The sequence below is a fragment of the Roseateles sp. NT4 genome, from assembly GCF_051857475.1.
GTDB lineage: Bacteria > Pseudomonadota > Gammaproteobacteria > Burkholderiales > Burkholderiaceae_C > Pelomonas.
The window spans coordinates 150,113-171,269 of record NZ_JBPZGZ010000002.1 but is presented as its reverse complement, the minus strand read 5'-3'; the positions used below and the strand labels follow the sequence as shown (position 1 = coordinate 171,269).

The 21,157-nt window shown below is 69.3% G+C and carries 21 protein-coding genes; 9 read left to right on the top strand and 12 right to left on the bottom strand.

All coding sequences use genetic code 11. From position 1 onward, the window contains the following. Window positions 1–45 precede the first annotated feature (45 nt). Together ACS5PN_RS10275 and ACS5PN_RS10270 are read right to left on the bottom strand one after the other, a co-directional pair. On the bottom strand, window positions 46–1,146 hold the full coding sequence (locus ACS5PN_RS10275; protein ID WP_439463860.1) for an SGNH/GDSL hydrolase family protein: 1,101 nt from the start codon (window positions 1,144–1,146) through the stop codon (window positions 46–48). A 368-nt stretch (window positions 1,147–1,514) separates the two neighbouring features. Then, window positions 1,515–3,026, bottom strand: coding sequence for a TonB C-terminal domain-containing protein (locus ACS5PN_RS10270; protein WP_439463859.1), 1,512 nt, complete (start codon window positions 3,024–3,026; stop codon window positions 1,515–1,517). A gap of 179 nt (window positions 3,027–3,205) precedes the next feature. Here ACS5PN_RS10270 and ACS5PN_RS10265 point away from each other — a divergent pair, with 179 nt between their 5' ends. After that, on the top strand, window positions 3,206–3,454 hold the full coding sequence (locus tag ACS5PN_RS10265) for a hypothetical protein (protein ID WP_439463858.1): 249 nt from the start codon (window positions 3,206–3,208) through the stop codon (window positions 3,452–3,454). Window position 3,455: 1 nt separating this feature from the next. Here ACS5PN_RS10265 and ACS5PN_RS10260 read toward each other — a convergent pair whose 3' ends face one another. Beyond that, entirely contained in the window at window positions 3,456–4,391 is a 936-nt protein-coding gene (locus ACS5PN_RS10260; protein WP_439463857.1) for an NAD(P)-dependent oxidoreductase, read from the bottom strand. A gap of 158 nt (window positions 4,392–4,549) precedes the next feature. Between ACS5PN_RS10260 and ACS5PN_RS10255 the strand changes: the two genes are divergently transcribed. Both ACS5PN_RS10255 and ACS5PN_RS10250 read left to right on the top strand, forming a co-directional pair. Next, window positions 4,550–6,607, top strand: coding sequence for a M13 family metallopeptidase (locus ACS5PN_RS10255; RefSeq protein ID WP_439463856.1), 2,058 nt, complete (start codon window positions 4,550–4,552; stop codon window positions 6,605–6,607). Between the two features lie 300 nt (window positions 6,608–6,907). Continuing rightward, window positions 6,908–7,516, top strand: a complete 609-nt coding sequence (locus ACS5PN_RS10250) for a hypothetical protein (RefSeq protein ID WP_439463855.1) — start codon at window positions 6,908–6,910, stop codon at window positions 7,514–7,516. 28 nt (window positions 7,517–7,544) lie between these two features. Here ACS5PN_RS10250 and ACS5PN_RS10245 read toward each other — a convergent pair whose 3' ends face one another. The 3 genes from ACS5PN_RS10245 to ACS5PN_RS10235 all read right to left on the bottom strand — a co-directional run bounded on the left by ACS5PN_RS10245 (window position 7,545) and on the right by ACS5PN_RS10235 (window position 10,243). Beyond that, on the bottom strand, window positions 7,545–8,849 hold the full coding sequence (locus tag ACS5PN_RS10245) for an outer membrane protein assembly factor BamB family protein (RefSeq protein WP_439463854.1): 1,305 nt from the start codon (window positions 8,847–8,849) through the stop codon (window positions 7,545–7,547). After that, window positions 8,846–9,571 (bottom strand): hypothetical protein, encoded by a 726-nt coding sequence (locus ACS5PN_RS10240; protein WP_439463853.1) that lies wholly within the window; start codon window positions 9,569–9,571, stop codon window positions 8,846–8,848. Before ACS5PN_RS10240 ends, ACS5PN_RS10245 begins: the two co-directional genes overlap by 4 nt. Before the next feature lie 72 nt (window positions 9,572–9,643). Continuing rightward, window positions 9,644–10,243 (bottom strand): DUF4337 domain-containing protein, encoded by a 600-nt coding sequence (locus ACS5PN_RS10235; RefSeq protein WP_439463852.1) that lies wholly within the window; start codon window positions 10,241–10,243, stop codon window positions 9,644–9,646. A 95-nt stretch (window positions 10,244–10,338) separates the two neighbouring features. Between ACS5PN_RS10235 and ACS5PN_RS10230 the strand changes: the two genes are divergently transcribed. Further along, window positions 10,339–11,358, top strand: coding sequence for an alpha/beta hydrolase-fold protein (locus ACS5PN_RS10230; protein WP_439463851.1), 1,020 nt, complete (start codon window positions 10,339–10,341; stop codon window positions 11,356–11,358). On the opposite strand, the gene ACS5PN_RS10225 is transcribed toward ACS5PN_RS10230, so the two are convergent. Beyond that, a complete protein-coding gene (locus ACS5PN_RS10225) occupies window positions 11,355–12,515 on the bottom strand; it encodes a diguanylate cyclase domain-containing protein (RefSeq protein WP_439463850.1) in 1,161 nt (386 codons plus the stop codon). The two genes, ACS5PN_RS10230 and ACS5PN_RS10225, sit on opposite strands and share 4 nt — an antisense overlap. Beyond that, entirely contained in the window at window positions 12,512–13,705 is a 1,194-nt protein-coding gene (locus ACS5PN_RS10220; protein ID WP_439463849.1) for a GGDEF domain-containing protein, read from the bottom strand. Before ACS5PN_RS10220 ends, ACS5PN_RS10225 begins: the two co-directional genes overlap by 4 nt. Before the next feature lie 212 nt (window positions 13,706–13,917). On the opposite strand from ACS5PN_RS10220, the gene ACS5PN_RS10215 reads away from it, so the two are divergent. Then, complete coding sequence (locus ACS5PN_RS10215; protein ID WP_439463848.1) at window positions 13,918–14,664, top strand: SDR family oxidoreductase; 747 nt, start codon at window positions 13,918–13,920, stop codon at window positions 14,662–14,664. Here ACS5PN_RS10215 and ACS5PN_RS10210 read toward each other — a convergent pair. Beyond that, complete coding sequence (locus ACS5PN_RS10210) at window positions 14,661–15,533, bottom strand: septal ring lytic transglycosylase RlpA family protein (RefSeq protein WP_439463847.1); 873 nt, start codon at window positions 15,531–15,533, stop codon at window positions 14,661–14,663. The two genes, ACS5PN_RS10215 and ACS5PN_RS10210, sit on opposite strands and share 4 nt — an antisense overlap. A 49-nt stretch (window positions 15,534–15,582) precedes the next feature. Between ACS5PN_RS10210 and ACS5PN_RS10205 the strand changes: the two genes are divergently transcribed. Both ACS5PN_RS10205 and nadC read left to right on the top strand, forming a co-directional pair. Then, the gene (locus ACS5PN_RS10205) at window positions 15,583–16,281 is read left to right on the top strand and encodes a fumarylacetoacetate hydrolase family protein (protein ID WP_439463846.1); all 699 of its coding nucleotides are present in this window, start codon (window positions 15,583–15,585) and stop codon (window positions 16,279–16,281) included. A gap of 9 nt (window positions 16,282–16,290) precedes the next feature. After that, window positions 16,291–17,157, top strand: coding sequence for a carboxylating nicotinate-nucleotide diphosphorylase (gene nadC / locus ACS5PN_RS10200; protein WP_439463845.1), 867 nt, complete (start codon window positions 16,291–16,293; stop codon window positions 17,155–17,157). Window positions 17,158–17,297: 140 nt separating this feature from the next. On the opposite strand, the gene ACS5PN_RS10195 is transcribed toward nadC, so the two are convergent. Next, window positions 17,298–18,041 carry a peptidase gene (locus ACS5PN_RS10195; protein WP_439463844.1) on the bottom strand — a complete coding sequence of 248 codons (744 nt, stop codon included), beginning with the start codon at window positions 18,039–18,041 and terminating at the stop codon, window positions 17,298–17,300. After that, window positions 18,038–19,060 carry an NAD-dependent epimerase/dehydratase family protein gene (locus ACS5PN_RS10190; RefSeq protein ID WP_439463843.1) on the bottom strand — a complete coding sequence of 341 codons (1,023 nt, stop codon included), beginning with the start codon at window positions 19,058–19,060 and terminating at the stop codon, window positions 18,038–18,040. Before ACS5PN_RS10190 ends, ACS5PN_RS10195 begins: the two co-directional genes overlap by 4 nt. Window positions 19,061–19,155: 95 nt before the next feature. On the opposite strand from ACS5PN_RS10190, the gene ACS5PN_RS10185 reads away from it, so the two are divergent. Beyond that, complete coding sequence (locus tag ACS5PN_RS10185) at window positions 19,156–20,046, top strand: LysR family transcriptional regulator (RefSeq protein ID WP_439463842.1); 891 nt, start codon at window positions 19,156–19,158, stop codon at window positions 20,044–20,046. 3 nt (window positions 20,047–20,049) lie between these two features. Here ACS5PN_RS10185 and ACS5PN_RS10180 read toward each other — a convergent pair whose 3' ends face one another. Then, window positions 20,050–20,328, bottom strand: coding sequence for a hypothetical protein (locus ACS5PN_RS10180; RefSeq protein ID WP_439463841.1), 279 nt, complete (start codon window positions 20,326–20,328; stop codon window positions 20,050–20,052). Window positions 20,329–20,524: 196 nt separating this feature from the next. Between ACS5PN_RS10180 and ACS5PN_RS10175 the strand changes: the two genes are divergently transcribed. Beyond that, window positions 20,525–21,064 carry a pyridoxamine 5'-phosphate oxidase family protein gene (locus ACS5PN_RS10175; protein WP_439463840.1) on the top strand — a complete coding sequence of 180 codons (540 nt, stop codon included), beginning with the start codon at window positions 20,525–20,527 and terminating at the stop codon, window positions 21,062–21,064. Window positions 21,065–21,157 lie beyond the last annotated feature (93 nt).

Genomic DNA, 21,157 nt, shown 5'->3' with positions numbered 1-21,157 from the left:
GGCTGGCTTGCTGTCGCGCCCGCGTGTCATGCAACACCCAACAGGTCAGGGAGCCGCGGGGTTGGACGTCGAGATCGCCCAGCCCATGCGCTCATGCCCGTACTGGTTCCAGATCGGGTTCTTGCCGTTGCTGATGGTGGTGTAGCGCGCCGCGCCCGAGCCCGTCGTGCCGCCGAAGATGCCGGCCGACACCGTGCCGCCGCTGTAGGTCGGGTGGGTGTCGTCGGACTGGATGTAGTCGTAGCTGCTGCTGCTGGACACGAACTTGGCATTGGCGTCGCGCAGCGTCGACTTCAGCGTCACCGTGATGCGGGTGACATAGCTGGACTCGCTCTCGCCGGGGACCCAGCGCAGGGCTTCGGAGTCGATGACGCCGTCGCCATTGCTGTCGTAGTCGGCGCCCATGTACTGCGCGAAGTTGTCTGCGCAGTTGAAGCCCTTCTGGCGCGCGTATTCGCACATCCAGTAGTTCATCGTCGCCAGCTTGGGCAGGAAGCGGTCGCGCATGTTGACCGTCGCGCCGGTGCCCGGGTCCTTGCAGCTGCTCTGCACGTTGTCGGCGTTGTAGCCGGGGTAGTGCAGGTTGGAGATCTGCTTGAGCTTGACGCCCGAGTACGCGTTGGCGTTGACGAAGTCCATGGCCGCGGCCACATAGGTCTTGCAGCTGTTCACGGCGGCGTCCATGCCGCTGTAGTTGCAGGTGCCGGTCTGGCTCTTGAAGGCGGAACGCGCCTGCAGGCCGTCGTTGCCGCACATCTCGAAGGTGACGACACGCGTGGACGCCGCCTGCATGTAGGACTTCTCGGCCACGATCTTGTTGTTGTAGACGTCGGAAGCGACGGCGCCGGACTTGGCGCGGCGCACGCTCTCGATGCTGGCATTCCATTTGGCCGCCAGGTATTCGGCGTCCACCGTCGGCGCTGAGTATTTGGCGGCGTTCAGCACCGAGCCGTTGTAGCCGGCGTAGATGGAGTCGCCATAGGCCACGACGCGGTATTTGGCGGTGCTGCCCGCCCGGTCGATGGTCCATGACACGTTCTGCGTCAGGGTGCTGGCGGCAGCCGGTGCGGCGCATAGAACCGCCAGCAGCGGCAGGCCCAGTCGGCAGGTGGTGCGGCGCACGGCGGCGCCCAGGGAAGTCCTCATCTGTGTCTCCTGGCTTGTGTTTTGCGAAGGGAACCAACAGAGCGTCCGGCCACCCCATCGGCAGGCCGGAACCACGAACAACGGCTTCACGCTAGCACCGCGACTGCAGGGTGAATCGGGGACATTCCCTCTGTGTGCGCTGCAGCAAGTGGGACGGGAAAGCACGGGTTCCCCTCGCCCAGTCCCGCCGCGCTGAACGCGGGCGTGCCTGGTCGGTCCCCCGGGGGGACGGCGATGCTTGCGGCGTCGAGCCGCAAGCATCGCCAGGCGGGCCGGCTCGGGAGCGGCCCAGCGCTCGGCCCGAAATACGGGACTCAATACACGCCGTTTATCGTGAACGCCGTATGCGGAACCAAGCAGCGGCGCGCTCAGTACAGCCGGATCGCCGTGTCGAAGTGCCAGGTGCGACGGATCTCGATGACGTCGTATTCACGCGCCAGGGCGGGCGTGAAGGCCGGGTAGTTGGCCTGGCTCTCGATGACCTTGCGGATGGCCTCGTCCAGGGCCGGCACGCCGCTGGAGCGGTAGAAGCTGACCGACTCCACGGTGCCGTCGGCGCGGATGGCCACGGTGACCAGCGGGTCGGTGTAGGGCTGCTTCAGCGTCTCGCGTAGTGGCTCCAAGGCCTGGTTGTTCTGGATCTTGCGCGCCCAGGCCTCGGCGTAGAGCACCATCTCGGCATTGGCGTCGGTGCGACCGAACAGGCGGCCACGGCGGGCACTGCTCCAGGATGAAGGCAGGTTGTTGGGGGCCTGGCGGGCCGCGTCGCGCTTGGCCGCCTCCTCGTTCAGTTGCTGGCCGATGGCGCGCAGCCGGGCCTCGCGCAGCTCCTCGGCGGCCTTGGCTTCGGTCAGCCTGGCCGCCGCGGCTCGGGCGGCTTCCTGGCGAATGGCTTCCTGACGGCCTGCTTCCTGTCGGGCGGCCTCCTGCCTGGCCGATTCGGCAGCCTGGCGAGAAGCCTCTGCTTTCGCCGCGTCCTGTCGCACCGCCTCCTGGCGCGCTGCCTCCTGCTTGGCGCCTTCAGCACGGACGGCTTCGACGCGGGCGGCCTCTTGCCGGGTCGCCTCTTGTTGCGCTGCAGCACGGCGTTCCGCCTCGGCGCGGGCGGCTTCCTGCCTGGCGGCGGCCTGGCGCTGGACCTCGAGACGCTCGGCCTCGAGTCGCGCAGCCTCGGCGCGGGCGGCGGCCTCCTGTCGCGCGACCTCCCTGCGAATCGCCTCCTGGCGAGCGGCTTCCTGCCGTGCGGCCTCCAGGCGTTCAGCTTCAGCCAGCCTTTCCGTCTGCTGTTGAGCCTGCTGCTGGGTCTCGCGTTGGGCGCGGTCGAGCTGGGCCAGCTCCGAGACACGTTCGCGGGCCTCGCGGTCCAGCGCTGCGCGGCTGGTGTCCTCCCGCTTCAGCGTCGTCAGGGTGCTGGAGGCGGCGGAAAGCGCGGCGAAGACGGGGGCCGAGGCGGGCAGGGCGGTGGGCACCGCCCAGTTCGTCTCGATCGGCTTCTCCACGGCGATGACGGCGGTGGCCGGCGTCGGTGCGGGGGCGGCCAGCGTGGGCGCGTCCGGGACGGCGGCCGCCTCGCTGCGCGGCGTTGTCGGCGTTGTCGGCGACGTGAGGGCTGCGACAGGCTCGGCAGGCGCAGGCGGCGGCATCTCGGCCGCCGGCGTGACCAGCACGACGCGCAGCTCGGGCGCTTCGGCGCGCCGAGCCTGCCAGGGCAGGCTGAGGCCAGGCAGGCCCAGGCCTTCGCCGCCAAAGGTCAGGCTCAGCAGCAGGGCGTGCAGGACCAGCGAGACGCCCCAGGCCAGCCAGGGGCGGGCCGGCGCACGCCGCCGCGGCCAGGGGACCAGCGTCGGCACGCGGCTGGGGTTGCTGGACCAGCGGCTCAAGCCGGCCCCATCCCATGGGGGCGATTCAGCTCGGGAAGGGCCAGGCAGCGCATGCGCCCATTGTCCGCAGGCGCGTCGGTTGGTGCCCGACCCCGAAATGAGGGGGGTGGCATGTCGCAACCCGGCCCGCCATGGCGTCTGTTCCATACACGCCTGCGAAATCGCCCCCCGGAGGTCCCATGAAACCCCTGCTGCCCACGCCCCTGCGCCTGCTGACCCTGGACGCGCTGTTCTCGCGCCGACGCCGGGCGAGGGTGGAGCCCGTGCTGGTGCAGGACACCCGCATGCCGGACGACGCCGAGCTGATGGCCCTGCAGGAGATGGCGAGCACCCAGATGGGGCGCATCGCCGCCGAAGTGGCGCTGGAGGAGGGCAGCCGCCGCCAGTACGCGGCGCGCGACGAAAGCGTCGTGCTGGAGCGGCGCTGAGTCAGAGCGGTGTGATCAGTGCTGCACCGCGCTGCAGCGCGTCCACATTGGCGATGAAGTTCTCCACCGTGGCGCGGATGGACTGCGGTGACCAGCCGGCCACATGGGGCGTCAGGATGACGTTGTCGAAACCGATGAGCTCTTGCGGGGGGCGGGGCTCGCTCTCGTAGACGTCCAGGGCCGCGCCGGCGATCTGGCCGGCCTTCAGAGCGGCCGCCAGCGCCGCCGTGTCCACGCAGCTGCCGCGCGCGATGTTGACGACATGGCCGCCAGCGCCCAGGGCCGCCAGCACTTCTGCATTGACGATGTGCCTGGTGGCTGCACCACCCGGCGTCGCGACGACCAGGTCGTCGGCCCAGGCCGCCAGGGCCGCCACGCTGTCGAACCAGGGCAGGTCGCCGGCATCCTCGCGCGGGCGGCGGTTGTGATAACCGACCACCATGCCGAAGGCCGCCGCGCGCACGGCGATCTTGCGGCCGATGCCGCCCAGGCCGATGACCCCCAGGCGCCGGCCCTTGAAGTTGGGGAACAGCGGCAGGTCGTCGCGCCAGACGCCGGCCCGCAGGGCCACACCCTGCTGGGGCAGGGCGCGCACGCTGGCCAGCAGCAGGGCCAGGGCATGGTCGGCCACGCAATCGTCGTTGGTGCCGGCGCCATTGCAGACCCGCACCCCTGCCGCCTTGGCGGCCGCCACGTCCAGGTTTTCGTAGCCGGCGCCCTGGGCGGCCAGCAGCTTCAGCTTCGGGCAGGCGGCAATCTCGGCGGCCGTGAAGCCGACCGTGCCGTTGGTCAGCACCAGCTCGAAGCTGGCGCCGCGGGACGCGATGGCCGCGGCGCGCGAGGCCGGGTCTGGGGCCTCGGTGACGGCGAAGCGCTCCAGCAGCAGGGCCTTGTGTTCGGCGGCGATGGGGACGAGGAGGAGCAGGTTTTCGTTCATGGGGCAACGGCGTCAGGAATCCGCTCATGATGCCGCGCCGAGAGCTGGCCGACTTTTGTCATCTGTCGAGGCCGACGCCTCCGATCGAGGGATGCCAAATGGCCCGGGTGGGCGGAGCACCCACAATCCGCCCCACTTACAAATTTCCCGTGCCTCTCATGAAACGACTGCTGCTGCCCGCGCTGCTCGCGGCCACCCTGGTGCCTTTCTCCGCACAGGCTGCCGGCGAAACCCCGCTCGACGCCCTGCCCTACACGCCCAGCCTGGACGTGACGGCCATGGACCGCAGCGTCGACCCCTGCGAGGACCTCTACAAGTTCGCCTGCGGCTCGTGGACGAAGACCAACCCGATTCCCGCGGACCAGTCGCGCTGGTCGGTCTACGCCAAGATGGCCAACGAGAACCAGCGCTACCTCTGGAGCGTGCTGAACAAGCTGGGCCAGCCGGGCGCCGAGCGCACGCCGACGCAGGCCAAGCTGGGTGACTATTTCGCCGCCTGCATGGACGAAGGCGCCGTGCAGGCCGCCGGCCTCAAGGGCCTGCAGCCGCTGCTGGACCGCATCGCCGCGCTGAAGGACAAGAAGGCCCTGCCGCCGCTGCTGGCGGAACTGCAGCAGGCGGCCGGCAACAGCCGCCTCTTCTTCGGCTTCAGCTCGGGCCAGGACTTTGCCGACGCGACGCGCCAGATCGCCTTCGCCTCGGCTGGCGGCCTGGGCCTGCCCGACCGCGACTACTACCTGAAGCGCGACAGCAAGACGCTGAAGATCCGCACCGCCTATGAAGCCCATGTGGCCCACCTCTTCGAGCTGCTGGGCGACACGCCCGAAGCCGCCAAGGCCGGTGCCCGCAGCGTGCTGGCCACCGAGACGGTGCTGGCCAAGGCGTCTCTCAGCAAGGTCGACCAGCGCGACCCCTACAAGACCTTCCACGTCGTCGACGCCCGCGGCCTGAAGGCACTGATGCCCGGCTTCGACTGGGCCAGCTACCAGGCGGCCCTGGGCACCGCGCCCTGGCATGCCCGCTACAACGTGACCGAGCCGGCCTTCTTCAAGGCCCTCAGCGCGCGCCTGGGCAGCATGAGCGTGGCCGACCTGAAGACCTATCTGCGCTGGCAGCTCGTCAGCAGCCTGGCCCCGGTGCTGGACAACGCCTTCGTGCAGGCCAACTTCGACTTCTACGGCCAGACTCTGCATGGCACGCCCCAGCTGAAAGCCCGCTGGAAGCGCTGCGTGCAGCTGGTCGACGTGCAGCTCGGCGAAGCCCTCGGCCAGGAGTTCGTCGCCCGCAACTTCACGCCCGACCTGAAGGCCGCGACGGTGCAGATGACGGACGAGATCGAGGTGGCGATGGGCCGCTCCATCGACAGCCTGACCTGGATGAGCGCCGAGACCAAGGCCCGCGCCCACGAGAAGCTCAAGGCCATCGTCAACAAGGTGGGCTACCCCGACCGCTGGCGCGACTATTCCGGCTTTGCCGTGCAGCCGGGCGACCTGCTGGGCAATGTCGTGCGCGGCAATGCCTTCGAGGCCAAGCGCCGCCTGGCCAAGATCGGCCAGCCGCTGGACCGCGGCGAGTGGAGCATGACGCCGCAGACGGTGAATGCCTACTACGACGCGCAGATGAACGACATCAACTTCCCGGCCGGCGTGCTGCAGGCGCCGCTGTATGACGCGGCCCTGGACGAGGCGCCCAACTACGGCAACACCGGCGGCACCATCGGCCACGAGCTGACCCACGGCTTCGACGACGAGGGCCGCCAGTTCGACGCCCAGGGCAATCTGAAGAACTGGTGGACCAAGAAGGACGGCCAGGAATTCGAGAAGCGCGCCGCCTGCGTGGTCGACCAGTACGCCGGCTACACCGTCGTCGACGACATCAAGATCAACTCCAAGCTGACCCTGGGCGAAGACCTGGCCGACCTGGGTGGCCTCATCCTGGCCTGGGAAGCCTGGAAGGTGCACATGACCGGCAAGACGCTGGAGAACCGCGACGGCCTGACGCCCGAGCAGCGCTTCTTCGTCGGCTTCGCGCAGTGGGACTGCGCCGACGCCCGCCCCGAGGCCCTGCGCGTGCAGGCCAAGATCGACCCGCACTCGCCGGCCCGCTGGCGCATCAACGGCGTCGTCGTCAACATGCCGGAGTTCGAGAAGGCCTTTGCCTGCAAGCCGGGCGCCAAGCTGGTGAAGAAGGCGGGGGAGCACTGCAAGGTGTGGTGATCCTCGTCGCGTGATCGTGACGGGCCGGTGAGAGGGCGCCTTTCGCTGGCCTTTGCTTTCCCAGCGCGTCGATGCGTGCGTTGGTCACGGAAGGATTCTTCCGCTCCCGAGCGTCCCGCAATCGTCGATCCAGGACCTGAGTGCCTCCGCGTTGGCAGCGTTTGTCGCGCCTGCTGGCGTCGATTGGCGATACCCCGCAAAGCCGCCGCCAAGCGCGCCGATGTCTTCCCACAATGAGCTCGCGCACCGGAACCCGTGGCAGCGGTTTGCCGCAGGTCAAGCGCTCAGGAGGTAGACGATATGCATCGACGAAAGATGGTGGGTTGGGCAGCGAGTCTGCCGCTGGCGGGGTTGTCGGGGTGCATCACCACGGCGATGCACCAGGACTCGACCTACTCCGAAAAACTCCAGGGCGTGCTGATATCGGCCGACAAGAAGTCGCTGGTGGTAGTGGGCGTCCAGTACCACTACGTTTTTGCAGCGCCGGCGCAGGTGGCTGCAGCGCTGGACCCGCAGCTGCAGCCGGGGATCGAGGCCGCGAGCTTTCAGGGCTTTCGGGTCGGCCCGGACAACAGGATCCAGGGGCAGCTGATCTTGCAGACACGGCGCGATGCCAGTGCTTCGCAGTTGCAGGCGGCCCTGCAGGCTGGCTTTCAGGACAGGGGCGGTCAGCTGGCCATAGAAGTCCTCATGACCGGCCAGCGCTACGCGGTCCGCAACGAGATGCCTCTGCCCTTGCAGAAGCTGAACCGGGACTACTACGTCTACATCACCGAGGACACCTCGGATGCCAAGAAGTTCCTGAAGGCCGCGGCGACGCCGGTGACCGTTGCAGCGGACGGCGTCCTGTTCATCGGGGCCGTCTTGCTGTCGCCCCTCTGGTTGCCATTGCTGATTGCGAAACTCTGATGTGCACGCAGCGAGCCCTCGCGGCTCTTCATTCCAGCGCGTACATCCGCCCGTCGGCACTGCCGATATAGACCACGCCGTTCGCCACCAGCGGTGTCGAGAAGAAGGAGCCCACGGCCTGCTGACGCTCGGCGCCCTGGGCCATGCCTTCATGCCAGTTCGACGCATACAGCAGCGAGCCGTTGAAGCGCTTGTCGGCCGTCAGCACCCAGCCGCGGTTGGCGCGCGAGGCCTCGGTCTGGAACTCCCACAGCAGGGCGCCGCCGGCCTTGTCGCGGGCCTGCAGCACGCCGTTGAGCACGCCCACCAAGACGACGTCGCCGGCGATGGTGGGCGAGCCAAACACATAGGCCTGCACGCCGTGCTCGCGCACCAGCTGGCCGGTGGCGGCGTCCAGTACCTTGTAGAGCGCCGTGTCCGAGGTCGCGACATGCACCTGGCCGGCGCTGACCGCCGGCGAGCTGTTGACCCAGCTGCCGTTGGTGTTGTGGTTCCACAGCTCGCGGCCGGTGGCGGCGTCGAGCGCATAGACATGGCCGTCGCGGCAGCCACTGAAGACCACGCCGTTCACCACCGCCGGCGAGGACTGGAAGCCCTGCTGGTTGTGCATCAGCGGATCGACGCCGGCCTGGAAGGCCCAGACCTGGGCGCCGGTCCTGGCGTCCAGCGCGTAGAGCTTGCCGTCCCAGCCGCCGACATAGATGCGCCCGTCGGCATAGGCCGGCGAGGCGTGCACGACGTCGCCCGTGCGCTGCTTCCACACCAGGGCGCCGCTGGCCGCGTCCAGCGCATAGACGTGGCCGTCGCTGCTGCCGAAATAGACGCGGCCCTCGGCCACCACGGGGCTGGACAGATAGGTGTCGAAGGGGTCGGCGAAGGTCTGGGTGCGCGGCAGCGAGCCGTGCAGGCCGCGCGCCTCGAAGCGGCGCTCGCCTTCGGTCGCGAATTTCCACAGCAGCTCACCGGTGGCGGCATTGGCCGCGTAGAGCCGCCCGTCAAAGCTGAGGGCATAGACCCGTCCGCCTGCCACTGCGGGTGTGGACGACACGGGGCCGTGGGTGGCCAGCATCCAGCGCTGGCGTCCGCTGGCGGCGTCGACGCTGTAGAGGTTGCCGTCGTCACTGCCGAACAGCAGGGCGCCTTCATGCCAGACCGGCGAGGACACGATGCGCTGCCCGGTCGGGAAGCTCCACTTGACGCGCTTGAACTGGCGCGGCGCCTGGGCCTGCAGCACGCCGGTGTGGGCGGCATCGCCGCGGTACATGCCCTGGGCCGCGGCCGGCAGGGCTGTCGTCGCCGCCAGTCCGAGGGCGATCAGCAGATGGCACTTCATGGCTTGGCTCCCGCGACGTCACGACGCAGCACGATGGCGGCTTCGAAAGGGCCTTGCAGCACCTGGCCTTCGATGCGATCCGCGGCATGGCGGCCCTCGATGCGGTAGTTGGCCGCGCTGGCCTTCAGCGTCAGGAACTCGCGGCCCTGCACGACGTGGTCGACCTTGAGTTCGGTGCGGCGCTTGCCCACGACGACCAGCTCGCCTGCGCCCAGGCCCGCCGGACCGTTGGCGAGCGTCAGCGTGACCTCGCGCGGATAGCCGCCGAGTTCGTAGCGGCCGATCCAGCGACCGAGCAGCTCCGGCGAGAGCGCCGTGGGTGCGACGGGCAGGTCGACCTGGGCTGCACCGGTGCGCCGCAGCTGCAGCGCTGCACTCAGGCCGGATTGCTGCCACTCCCCCACCAGCGTGCCGTCGGCTTGCCAGCGCAGGTTGACCCTGGGGGCTTGCTCGGCGGGCGGGTTGAAGGCGGCCGCCAGGCTGAAGCCCAGGCCCTTGTCGTCGGCAGCCAGCGCCTGCAGAGGCGCGCCCTTGACGCCGCGCCCCGGCAGGATGACCGAGCCCTGCAAGGCGCCAGTCGACGCACTGGACAGGTCGACCACGAGAGGCAGGGGCGCGCCGGGAATCTCGGCCACGCCCTCCCAGCGCCCGCCGGGATCGGGCGCGGCCTGGGCGGCCGCCATCCACAGGGCCGCCGATAGCGGCAAGGCAATGCGTTTCAAGGGCTGCTCCATCCGAGGGGATGGGCGCACCTTAGCCAGCGTCGGGCCCGACGCCAGACGTCATGGATGCATTCAGGACAGCAGCTTGATCAGCGCATCCGGGTGGATGGGCAGGGCCGCGAGTCCGGCCACGCCCATCAGCATGCCGAAGAAGGTCGGCACCAGCGACACGAAGAACAGGGGCCACAGCCCGGTCAGCGCCGTGACGGCCAGCATGGCGATGGCCACGGCCAGCAGCGCGTCGGACAGGTCGAACTGGTCGTCGCGGTAGTTCAGCGAGTCGTAGGTCTGCTGGGCGGCCTCGGCCTGGGCCTTCAGTTCGTCGCGCTTCTGCATCTGGTCGGCCGCCTTGGCGCGGTAGCCGGCAATGGCCTTGTCGTAGTCGGCTCCCTGTGCGGCAGGGGCGGCGAGCTTGGCAAGTTCGAGCTGCGTGGCCGTGGATTCGGCGACGTCGGCGCGGATGGTGCGCGACTGGAAGTAGGCCCAGTAGTCCAGCTTGTCGGCCTGGGCCTGCTGCATGGCCTGCACGATGTTGTCGTCCTTGACCTTGCAGATGCCCATGAAGGTGGCGAGCACGGCCACCGTGATGGCGACGGCGGCGTTCAACCGCGCGGCACGGCGGTCCTTGGCTTCGGCGGCGCGGTCGATGACGTCCTTGGGATCGAGATCCATGGTGGTGATGGCGATGTGGTTGGCGGCAGCACTATGCGCGCGGCGCGGGCCCTGTCTGTGGCAATCTCGCGGCCTTCAGTTCCTCTGCAAGCCGAATGAAAGCCAGTAAGTTGTTGTTGCCCCTGCTGTTCGTCCTCTGCGCCCAGGTGCAGGCGGAGCCGGTCAGCTTCTCGCTGGCGGCACCCCAGGCCCGCCAGGTCTTCCTGGCCGGCGAAATGACGGACTGGGACAAGGGCAAACGGCCGATGGTGCGCGGTGCCGACGGCATCTGGAAGCTGCAACTGGACCTTGCGCCCGGCCAATGGCTTTACAAATTTGTCGTCGACGGTCGCTGGGTGCACGACCCCGCCACGCCCGACCACGATGCCGACGGTCAGGGCGGCCAGCACTCCTTCGTCTTTGTCGGCGAAGGCGCGTGGACACCGCCGACCACGGGCCGTGGACGCGTCGAGTCGCATGAAGTGCCGTCCGCCGCTTTCGGTCGCACCGACAAAGTCAATGTCTATCTGCCGCCGGGCTTCGAGCGCGGCCAGGACCTGCCCGTGTTGACGCTGCTGCATGGCGGCGGCATGGACGCCGACCAGTGGTTCCGCACCGGGCATGTCGAGCGTTATGCCGACCGCCTCATTGCCAGCGGCCGCGTGAAGCCCTTCGTCATCGTCATGCCCAGCAACAACGGCCTGCGCTATGACGGCGCGGCAGGCCGCTTCATCGTCGACGAGCTGCCGGTCTGGCTGAAGGACCGCTATGGCCTGGCGCCGTCGCGGGCGCAGTCCGCCGTGGCGGGCATGTCGCTGGGCGGCTATGGCGCCGTCAAGCTGCCGCTGGCCGCGCCGCAGCGCTGGGGCTATGCCTATGCGCTGGCCGGCTGGTATCCGGACGAGCTGATCGCCGACGTGAAGCGCGCCGGCCGCATGCCGGTCGAGCTGGTGCTGCGCTGCGGCACCGATGACGAATTGATTGCGGGCAACCGCGCCTTGATCGCCACGCTGCGCGCCCAGGGCCAGGCGACCGACTACCGCGAAGACCCCGGCGCCCACACCTTCCATTACTGGAGCCAGGTGATGGCGGAGATGCTGCAGGGCGTGGACGCCTATTTCGCCAGGGCTCGCTAGGCCTGAACGACGTTGCGGCCCTGATGCTTGGCGCGATACAGGGCCGCATCGGCACGCGCCAGCACCACGGCGCAGCTTTCGTCGTCACGCTCGCCCTCGGCGATGCCGAAGCTGGCGCTGAGCGGCCAGTCCTGCTCCAGCCAGCGCAGCGGCGCCTCGTCCACCAGCATGCGCATGCGCTCGGCGACGAGGGCGGCGCCGGCGAGGTCGGTGTCGGGCAGCAGCACGCAGAACTCCTCGCCGCCCAGGCGGCCGAAGCGGTCGACCTCGCGCACGCAGGGCTGCAGCTCCTGCACCATCTGGCGCAGGGCGGCGTCGCCGGCGGCATGGCCCAGGGTGTCGTTGAGCTGCTTGAAGCGGTCCATGTCGATCATGACCAGGGCATAGCCGCGGCCGCGCCTGAGCCAGGCATGGGCCTGGTCCAGGGATTGGTCGAAGGCGCGACGGTTCAGCGTGTCGGTCAGCGGGTCGCGCTCCAACAGTCGCTCGATGCGGTTGATGAGGCGCATCAGCACCAGGAAGGCCAGCGTCGCGTTCTGCAGCAGGGCCAGCACCAGGGCCGTCCACAGGAAGGCGAGGTTGAAGTCGGTGGGCACGCGCATGTCGGGCGTGCGGCCGGGGTTGAGGAAGGTCTCCAGGCCGCGTGCGGCCATCAGGGCCGCGATGAGGAAGAGGGGCAGGGCCAGCGGCGCCGGCGTGCGGCGGCCCGTGGCGTTTTGGCTCAGGCTGCGCCACGCCATGAAGCCGGCCGTCAGCGTCAGGCCGGCACCGGCGAAGTTGACGATGCGGGCCTGCCAGCGCAGATCGCCTTCGTAGGGGATGGCCAGCAGCAGCAGGGCCGCGGCGACCACGACCCCGGCGCCGGGTTTCCAGGCCAGATGGCGTGTCGTGATGCCGGGCACGGCTGCACCCAGCAACGCGAAGGAGGCGATGGCCAGCACATCGCCAGGCCAGTAGGTGAAGGCGTCGGGCAGCACGCCGCGCAGGGCATGCAGGGTCAAGGAGCCGGCCGCCGCCCCGTTGGCACGGGCCATGGCCAGCGAGGCCCGCGGTGCGATGCGTGCGACCAGGGCCAGAGCGATCCAGACGAAGGTCGCCACGCCCGCGATCAGGATGATGGCGGCCAGCAGAGTCTGGGTCTGGGCGGGCGTGATCATGCGGTGGCCATCTCGCCCGTCAGTTCCGTGGCGCAGACGCGGTTGCGGCCCTCGGCCTTGGCGCGGTAGAGCTCGGCATCGGCGCGCGCCAGGCCGATCTCGCCGCTGGCATCGCCGGGCACCGGCAGGGCGACGCCGAAGCTGGCCGACAGCGGCAGCTCGATGTCCTTCCAGCGCAGCGGCTGGCCAGCCAGGCTGCTGCGCAGCCTCTCGGCCACGATAGCGGCGCTGGCCAGGTCGCCCTGGCCGGCCAGGGGCAGCAGGGCGCAGAACTCCTCGCCGCCCAGACGGCCGAGCTGGTCCACCTCGCGCAGCGCCGCCTGCCAGATGCGCACGCAATGCTGCAGGGCCGCGTCGCCGGCCGGGTGGCCGTGCTCGTCGTTGATGCGCTTGAAGTGATCGATGTCGATCATGGCCAGCGCGAAGCCACGGCCGCGCTGCAGCTGGGCCTGGGCCTCCGTCAGGGCCTGCTCGAAGGCGCGGCGGTTCAGGGCGCCGGTCAGCGGGTCGCGGTAGGTCAGGTGCTGGATGCGCTTGATGAGGCGCCAGATCATCAGCGCGATGAGGCTCAGCGTGATGGCAGCGGTGACGACGAACCACAGCACGGCGCGGGCCGGCGTGGGCAACTCGCCGCTGAGGATGTGGTCGTCCCAGCCCGGCACCAGCAGCAGTTCGGCGGCATGGGCCAGCGTCAGCACGGCCAAGGCCGCGAAGGGCAAGGTCATGCAGACGGTGACGACGCGCGACAGCTGGTCGCCGATGCCGCGCATGATTTCCCGCACCGCCAGCAGGGCGAGTGCCGACACGCTGAGCGTGCTGGCGACCTGGGGCGCCAGGCCGGAGCCGCTGGCCAGGCCCAGCGCGATGCCGACGGCACCGAGGCCGGCGATCCAGTTGATGTCGCGCGGGCGCTGGCGGCTGCGCAGCATGCGCCTCAGGGCGTGAAGCAGCAGCAGCATGCAGGCCAGCAGACCGAACTCGGGGGTGGCCTGGCGCAGCAGATCCGGCCAGCCCGTCATGCAGTCGCCGCAGCCCTGGGATGCGATGCGCACCAGGTGGCCCGCGGCCATCAGCCGGCCGGCGCGCGGCGCGATGCGAAAGGCCTGGGCGAGGGTCAGCCAGGCCAGGGCCGCCATCAGATTGAAGAGGGCGCTGACCTTGAGGACGGTGGGGACGTCGAGGAAATCCATGCAGCTGGCAGTTGTGGGAGCGCTGACCAAGTCCTCGCGCGCATCGCATCCCTGCTTTGGGCGGTCTGCGGCGCCGCAAACGCGCGTCATAGCCAGAGCTATGACTGCGCTTTGCGTCTGGCAGCCCATCCCAAACCAGGGCGCGCTGCATCACGGGGACTTGGTCAGCGCTCCCGGCCGCGCATCTTCTCCGACAACGCCACAATGCCGGCATGTCGGCTTGGGTATTGATCACCGGAGGCTCGCGAGGCATCGGCGCCGCGACGGCGCTGCGCTGCGCCGAGGCGGGCTGGGACGTGGCCATCAATTACGCCCAGGATAGCGACGCGGCCCAAAAGCTGGCGGCCAGATTGCACGGACTCGGCCGCCGCGCGCTGACGCTGCAGGCCGATGTGGCCGACGCGGCGCAGGTCGCCGCCATGTTCGAGACATTGGACGCCGCCGGCGGCCGCCTGGCGGGGCTGGTCAACAACGCCGGCATCGTGGCGCCGGCGGCGCGGCTGGAGGCCATGGCGCCCGAGCGCTGGCGCCGCCTCTTCGACGTGAATGTGATGGGCACGCTGCTGTGCTGCCAGCAGGCCGCCAAGCGCATGAGCACGGCCCGTGGCGGCGCGGGGGGATCCATCGTCAACCTCAGCTCGCGGGCATCCGAGTTCGGCTCGGCCGGCATCTATGTGGACTACGCCGCCACCAAGGGCGCCGTCGACACGCTGACCAAGGGCCTGGGCCGCGAGCTGATCCTCGAGGGGATCCGCGTCAACGGCGTGCGGCCCGGCATCATCGAGACCGACATCCATGCCACCAGTGGCATGCTGGAGCGCGGCCAGAGCCAGGTCAAGGACATCCCCATCCAGCGCATGGGCCGTGCCGAAGAGATCGCGGAGGCGGTCGTCTGGCTGCTCAGCGATGCATCCAGCTACACGGTGGGCACGCTGCTGGACGTGGCGGGCGGTCGTTAACGTTTCTCGACCAGGCTGGCCTCGATGCCGGCCTCGTCGCGCAGCCGCGCCGCCGTCGCGCGCGCCTCGTCCGCACTCGGGAAGGGCCCGGCGCGCAGGCGATGCAGGCCGCCTTCGCGCACGACGGTGAGCAGCGGCAGCAGCGTCAGGTCGGCCTCGGCGATGCGCTGGCGCAGGCCTTCGGCGCTGTCCAGTTTGGCGAAGGCGCCGAACTGCAGCCAGGTCCCCGGGCCGGTGATCGCGACCACGGCCGTTGTCTCGCGCTGCGGCCCGCCCGGCGGCGTTTCGGGCACGAAGACGGGCGGTGCGTCATCGGGCTTCTGGAATTTGCCGGCACGGATCTCGGCATAGGTGATGCGCCTGACCTCGACGGCGCCCACGCCGCGCAGCAGGTCGAGCTTCAGGGCGGCCGTGTAGCTGAGATCGATGATGCGGCCCTTGTGGAAGGGCCCGCGGTCGTTGATGCGCACGATGACCTCGCGGCCATTGGCCGGGTTGCGCACGCGGGCATAGCTGGGAATGGGCAGGGTCGCATGTGCGGCCGTCATGGCGTACATGTTGTAGACCTCGCCACTGGCCGTCGGCCGGCCGTGGAATTTGCGGCCATACCAGGAGGCGAGACCCTTGTCGGCATAGGGGGTGTCCCCGACGATGGGCTCGTAGCGCTCGCCGCCCACCTCATACGGCTTGTTGGGGCCGCCGCTGCGCACGGCCTCGATGCGCGGCAGGGCGTCGGGCACCTTGGCCAGGTCGGGCGGCGGGTTGGGCAGGGCGCCGTCGCGGTCGATGCCGACGGGCGCCGCCGAGCCGGGGCCGGCCGGACGCGTCGTCGAGCATCCGGTCATCAGGGCGAGCAGCAGCAGCGCCAAGGCCAGCCCAGTATGCTGCGCGCTGTTCCTGCAATGTCGAAGCCATGCCATGAGCAATTTCGTATTTCCTCCGGCCGAGATCCCCAGCGCGGCCGTGCGCGGCACGGATGCGCGTTACGCGGTCAGCCGCATCTTCTGCGTCGGCCGCAACTATGCGGATCATGCCCGCGAGATGGGCGCCGACCCGACGCGCGAGCCGCCCTTCTATTTCACCAAGCCTGCCACGGCCCTGACGCCGTCGGGCTCGACGGTGCCGTATCCGACCGAAACCAAGAACTACCACTACGAGATGGAGCTGGTGCTGGCCATCGGCGCGCCGGTGTTCAAGGTCTCGCCCGAAGCGGCCATCGCCGCCATCTGGGGCTATGCCGCGGGCCTGGACATGACGCGCCGCGACCTGCAGGCCGCGGCCAAGGCGGCTGGCAAGCCCTGGGACACGGCCAAGGGCTTCGACCAGTCGGCCATCCTCAGCGATATCGTGCGCCGGAGCGAGCTGGGCAGCCTTGAAAAGGGCGCCATCACGCTGGCTGTGAATGGCGTCGAGAAGCAGCATGGCGACCTGGCCGACATGATCTGGAACCAGGCCGAGATCGTCTCCAACCTGTCCCATCTCTACCACCTGCATCCCGGCGACCTGATCTACACGGGCACGCCGGCCGGCGTCGGCGCCGTCGTTGCGGGCGACGTGCTGGTGGGCCGCATCGAAGGCCTGGGCGAGATCCATCTGACCGTCGGTCCGGCGGAGTGAGCGGCAGCGATGTTTTCCACTGAAGAGACCCTCGCCCAGGCCCGTTCGCGCAATATCCACGAGGCCCTTGCCGAGGACATTGGCAAATGCGACTGGACCGCCCTGCTGGTGCCCGCGGGCCGGCGCGTGGCGGCCCAGGTGCGGGTGCGCGAGGCTGCGGTGCTGTGCGGCCGCGACTGGTTCGACGGCGTGTTCGCCGCGCTGGACGCGACGGCGCGCATCGAGTGGCTGTATGACGAGGGCGCGCTGATGACGGCCGACAGCATCGTCTGCCGCATCGAGGCCGATGGCCGCGCGCTGTTGAGCGCGGAGCGGCCGGCGCTGAACTTCCTGCAACTGCTGTCGGGCACGGCGACCGTCACGCGTACCCACGTCGACGCGGTGGCCGGTGCCAGCCCCAACGCATCGGGCTGCGCCATCCTCGACACGCGCAAGACCGTGCCGGGCCTGCGCCTGGCGCAGAAGTACGCGGTGCGCATCGGTGGCGGCCAGAACCAGCGGCTGGCGCTGTATGCGGGCATCCTCATCAAGGAGAACCACATCGCCGCGGCGGGTGGTGTGGGTGAGGCGCTGCGCGCGGCCCAGGCGCTGAAGTCCGGCGTGGAGATCCAGATCGAGGTCGAGACCATCGCCCAGCTGCACGAAGCCCTGGATGCCGGCGCCGTTAGCGTGCTGCTGGACAACTTCAGCGAGGCGCAGATGCGCGAGGCCGTGGCTGTCAATGCCGGCCGCGCTCTGCTGGAGGTGTCGGGTGGGGTGGAACTCGACCAGCTGCGCTGGATCGCGGCCACCGGCGTGGACCGCATCTCCATCGGCAAGCTGACCAAGGACGTCAAGGCCACCGACTATTCGATGCGCGTGCTGGGCTCAGCCTGACGACGCTGAAATAGGCGGGCCGAGCGCCGGGCCGCTCCCTAGCCGGCCCGCTCTGGCGATGTGCTTGCCGGTCGAGGCGGCAAGCATCGCCGTCCCCTCGGGGGACCGACCAAGGTAGTCCTTGGGCGAGGGGCTTTTGTTCAGGCGTCGATGTCGAACCAGGGTTCGTTGGGCAGGTCGTCGAAGACCTTGCGCAGGCCGGCGCTCCAGCCCTTGCGCAGGGACTGGAAATAGGCGTCGTCGCGCTCGATGCGGTGGGGCGGCTTCATGGCCATCTCGAACTGGTTGGCGCGCAGCATCAGCATGTCGATGGGCAGGCCGACCGACAGATTGGACTGGATGGTCGAGTCGAAGCTGACCAGAGTGCATTTGGCGGCCTCGTCCAGCGGTGTCGTATCGAAACGGATGACGCGGTCGATGATGGGCTTGCCGTATTTGCTCTCGCCGATCTGGAAATAGGGCGTGTCTTCCGTCGATTCAATGAAGTTGCCCTGCGGGTAGACGTGGAAGAGGCGCGGTCCCTCGCCCTTGATCTGCCCCCCGATCAGCATGTTGGCGCCGAAGTCCACGCCGTTGTGCTGGTCGGCGCTGTCGCGGTTGACGACTTCCTTCAGCGTGCGCCCCAGCAGCACGGCGGCGTCGTAGAGGGTCGGCACGTTGAGCAGGTGCTCGCCGTCGGCATGGAGGCGCTGGTTCAGCAGCGAGATGACGGACTGCGTCGTCGCCAGATTGCCCGCGGTCAGGATGACGATCTCGCGCTGGTGCGGGATCTGGAACTGGTACATCTTGCGAAAGCTCGCGATGTGGTCGACGCCCGCATTGGTGCGGGTGTCGGACGCGAACAGCAGGCCCGCACGCAGGCGCATGGCGACGCAATAGGTCATGGAGTGGTTCCGGCGAATGAGCTGGAGCCCATATTACGGCTGGGCTGCGATGGCAGGCAGCCCAGGCCGCGCAAGGCGGTCTCGACGGCATCAATCAGCGGCGTGTGCGGCTCGTGGCCCAGCACTTCCAGCAGGCGCGTGTTGTCCATGCGCACCGGCCGCTGCCACAGATAGCGCATCTCCTGCATCTCCTTCAGGGTGGTGACGAAGGGTGAGGCGAGCTTCAGCAGCCACCAGGGCAGGGCGGCGATGCGTGGCTTGCGCCCATGGCGGGCAGCGACGCGCTGGATGGCCTCGGCCATCTGGCGGCCGGTGGCGTCCCAGTGGCCGGCCATGTGGAAGCTGGCGAAGGCGGGCAACTGGTCGCGCTTGGCCAGCAGCTCGACCATGGTGCGGGCCACGTCGGGCAGATAGGCCCATTGGTGGCCGACGCCGGGTGCGGCCGGGTTGCTGATGGCCGTCACCGGCTTGCCGGGCTTGATGAGGCCTTGCGAGAACCAGTTGTTGCCGGCGCGGGGACCGAAGAAGTCGCCGGCGCGCACGATGAGGACGCGCATGCCGCGTTCGCTGGCCGCGCGCAGCCGGGCCTCCATCTCGACGCGGATGCCGCCCTTGCGGGTCACGGGGCGCTGGGGCGATTCCTCGCGCAGCAGCGGGAAGGCGTCGGGGCCGAAGTTGTAGACCGTGCCGGGCAGCACCAGCGTGGCCTGCCGGGCCTGGGCGGCGGCGATGGCGTTGTCCAGCATGGGCAGCACCAGACGGTCCCAGTCGCGGTAGCCGGGCGGGTTGACGGCATGGACGATGACGCTGCAGCCCTGCGAAGCACCGGCCACGTCGATGGCGTTCAGGGCGTCGCCGCGCAGCCAGTGGATGCCATCGCGCATCTCGTGCCCGGCCGCCTGTCCGCGCTTGAGGGCCTTGACCGTCCAGCCCGCGTCGCGCAGCTGGCGCGCCACCTCGCCGCCGATGCCACCGCTCGCGCCGAGCACCAGGGCCGTCTTGTTGCTGCTGTTGTCCATGCCGTTCTCCAAAAAAGAGTTGATGGGATGGATTCTGGGAACGAACGACCCTGTTGAGAATTGCTGAAGATGATGTCGAAGTTATACATTTATGCATGGCTTCAACCTTGCCCTGGGATCTTCTGCACACCTTTCTCGGCGTGCTGCGGGAGGGGTCGCTGTCGGGCGCGGCACGCCTGCTGGACCTGACCCAGCCGACCGTGGGCCGCCATGTCGCCGCACTGGAGGCAGCCTTGGGCCAGGCCTTGTTCACGCGTTCGTCCACCGGCCTGTTGCCGACTGAGGCGGCCCTGGCCCTGCGCGGCCATGCCGAGCAGATGGAAGTGGCCGCGGCGGCGCTGCAGCGGGCTGCCACCGCGCGAGGCGACGAGGTGCGCGGCACGGTGCGCGTGACGGCCAGCGAAATCATCGGTGTGGAGGTGCTGGCGGGCGTCTTCGCCCAGCTGCGCGAGGCCCATCCCGGCCTGGTGCTGGAGTTGGCCCTGAGCAACCAACTGCAGGACTTGCTGCGCCGCGAGGCCGACATCGCCGTGCGCATGACGCCGCCCGAGCAGGGCCAGTTGATCGCACGCCGCATCGGCAGCATCGAGCTGGGCCTGCATGCGCGCCCCGACTACCTCGACCGCCACGGCAGGCCAACCAGCTTTGCCGAGATGGCGGGCCACACGCTGGTGGGTTTCGACCGCGTGACGCCCTTCATCCGTGCCGGCGTCAAACGGCTGGGCGGGCTGAGCCGCGACAGCTTTGCGCTGCGCTGCGACTCCGATCTGGCCCAGCTCGCGCTGGTCCGCGCCGGTGCGGGCATCGGCGCTTGCCAGGTCGCGCTGGCGCGGCGCGAGCCGGTGCTGGAGCGCGTGCTGGCCGACCATTTCACGTGGCCGCTGGAGACCTGGGTCGCCATGCATGAGGACCTGCGCCAGAACCTCGCCTGCCGCACCGTGTTCGATGCCCTGGTGGACGGACTGACGCGCTATCTGAACGGTTGAGCGTCAGCGGATCGGGCTGGAGGCCGGCCAGGGCGGCGGCGCTGAGGCGGGCGGGAAGGATGGCGGTGCCACGGACGGCGGCATTGGCGAGGGTGGCAGCACGGCCGGTGGCGTCGTTGGATCGCCGGGGCTGCTGGCGGACTCGGCCGGCGGTGCTGCCGTGGCGGGCGGTGCACCGGCAGGCTGCGGCACGGGTTGGCTGCAGGCGACCAGCGTCGCCATCACCGCGCCGGTGGCTGCCACCCATGGCCATGGGTTGCGCCTGAGGCTGTCGCGGGGCATGGCTTGCTCCTTGGATGCGGGCGTAGTGCCGGAGTCTTGATTGGCGCAGCCAGCCGCTGCCGCGCCCATCGGCTGGCGCCTATCCCCCTGTAGGAGAGCAGGCGGCCGGTGCCGACACCGGTCCGTCCTGCCGGCCGACAGAGAGCCGGCGGTGCTCTGCCTAGGCTTGGACTCCAGTCAAAGCCCAGGAGCCGATATGCAAGACGACAGCCGCAACCACGACCGTGACGTGAGCACCGAAGAGGACCTCAGCGGCCCGGCCGCCGCGCAGAAGATTGCCGACCTCGTGAAGGCCGGCAACAGCTGCTTCTTCTGCACCCTGGGCATAGGCTCGCAGCTGCATGCCCGGCCCATGACGGTCATCGAAGTCGACGACGGCGGCACGCTGTGGTTCTTCACCGAGATCGACAGCCTGAAGAACATCGAGCTGGACCGCGATCCGCGCGTCACGCTGTTCTTCAAGGAGGGCGACAACGGCGGCCACCTGAAGCTGGACGGCAACGTCGCCCAGGTCACCGACAAGGCCACCATCCACCGCCTGTGGAGCCCCAAGCTGCGCGCCTGGTTCACCGAGGGCGAGGACGACCCGCGCATCTGCGTGCTGCGCGTGGACCCCATCAGCGGCGAATACTGGGACACCCGCGGCGGCAGCCTGGTGGCCGGCTTGAAGATGCTGTTCGGCGCCATCACGGCCCAGCGCGTCGATGAAGGTGTGCACGGGCATCTGAAGCTCTGAGGATGGGCGCGGCCCGCTCCCGCAAACAAGAAGGAATCAGTTCCATGTAACAAATTGCGTCGCCGACTAAACCGAGGCCCTGCGCTCTGGATA

Coding starts and splice junctions, on each gene's coding strand:
- ACS5PN_RS10255 (WP_439463856.1), top strand. CDS start 4,550: ATGAAACGACTGCTGCTGCCCGCGCTGCTCGCGGCCACCCTGGTGCCT.
- ACS5PN_RS10245 (WP_439463854.1), bottom strand. CDS start 8,849: ATGAAGTGCCATCTGCTGATCGCCCTCGGACTGGCGGCGACGACAGCC.
- ACS5PN_RS10215 (WP_439463848.1), top strand. CDS start 13,918: ATGTCGGCTTGGGTATTGATCACCGGAGGCTCGCGAGGCATCGGCGCC.
- ACS5PN_RS10225 (WP_439463850.1), bottom strand. CDS start 12,515: ATGATCACGCCCGCCCAGACCCAGACTCTGCTGGCCGCCATCATCCTG.
- ACS5PN_RS10190 (WP_439463843.1), bottom strand. CDS start 19,060: ATGGACAACAGCAGCAACAAGACGGCCCTGGTGCTCGGCGCGAGCGGT.
- ACS5PN_RS10175 (WP_439463840.1), top strand. CDS start 20,525: ATGCAAGACGACAGCCGCAACCACGACCGTGACGTGAGCACCGAAGAG.
- ACS5PN_RS10195 (WP_439463844.1), bottom strand. CDS start 18,041: ATGACCTATTGCGTCGCCATGCGCCTGCGTGCGGGCCTGCTGTTCGCG.
- ACS5PN_RS10275 (WP_439463860.1), bottom strand. CDS start 1,146: ATGAGGACTTCCCTGGGCGCCGCCGTGCGCCGCACCACCTGCCGACTG.
- ACS5PN_RS10185 (WP_439463842.1), top strand. CDS start 19,156: ATGGCTTCAACCTTGCCCTGGGATCTTCTGCACACCTTTCTCGGCGTG.
- ACS5PN_RS10180 (WP_439463841.1), bottom strand. CDS start 20,328: ATGCCCCGCGACAGCCTCAGGCGCAACCCATGGCCATGGGTGGCAGCC.
- ACS5PN_RS10250 (WP_439463855.1), top strand. CDS start 6,908: ATGCATCGACGAAAGATGGTGGGTTGGGCAGCGAGTCTGCCGCTGGCG.
- ACS5PN_RS10220 (WP_439463849.1), bottom strand. CDS start 13,705: ATGGATTTCCTCGACGTCCCCACCGTCCTCAAGGTCAGCGCCCTCTTC.
- ACS5PN_RS10260 (WP_439463857.1), bottom strand. CDS start 4,391: ATGAACGAAAACCTGCTCCTCCTCGTCCCCATCGCCGCCGAACACAAG.
- ACS5PN_RS10230 (WP_439463851.1), top strand. CDS start 10,339: ATGAAAGCCAGTAAGTTGTTGTTGCCCCTGCTGTTCGTCCTCTGCGCC.
- ACS5PN_RS10265 (WP_439463858.1), top strand. CDS start 3,206: ATGAAACCCCTGCTGCCCACGCCCCTGCGCCTGCTGACCCTGGACGCG.
- ACS5PN_RS10205 (WP_439463846.1), top strand. CDS start 15,583: ATGAGCAATTTCGTATTTCCTCCGGCCGAGATCCCCAGCGCGGCCGTG.
- nadC (WP_439463845.1), top strand. CDS start 16,291: ATGTTTTCCACTGAAGAGACCCTCGCCCAGGCCCGTTCGCGCAATATC.
- ACS5PN_RS10235 (WP_439463852.1), bottom strand. CDS start 10,243: ATGGATCTCGATCCCAAGGACGTCATCGACCGCGCCGCCGAAGCCAAG.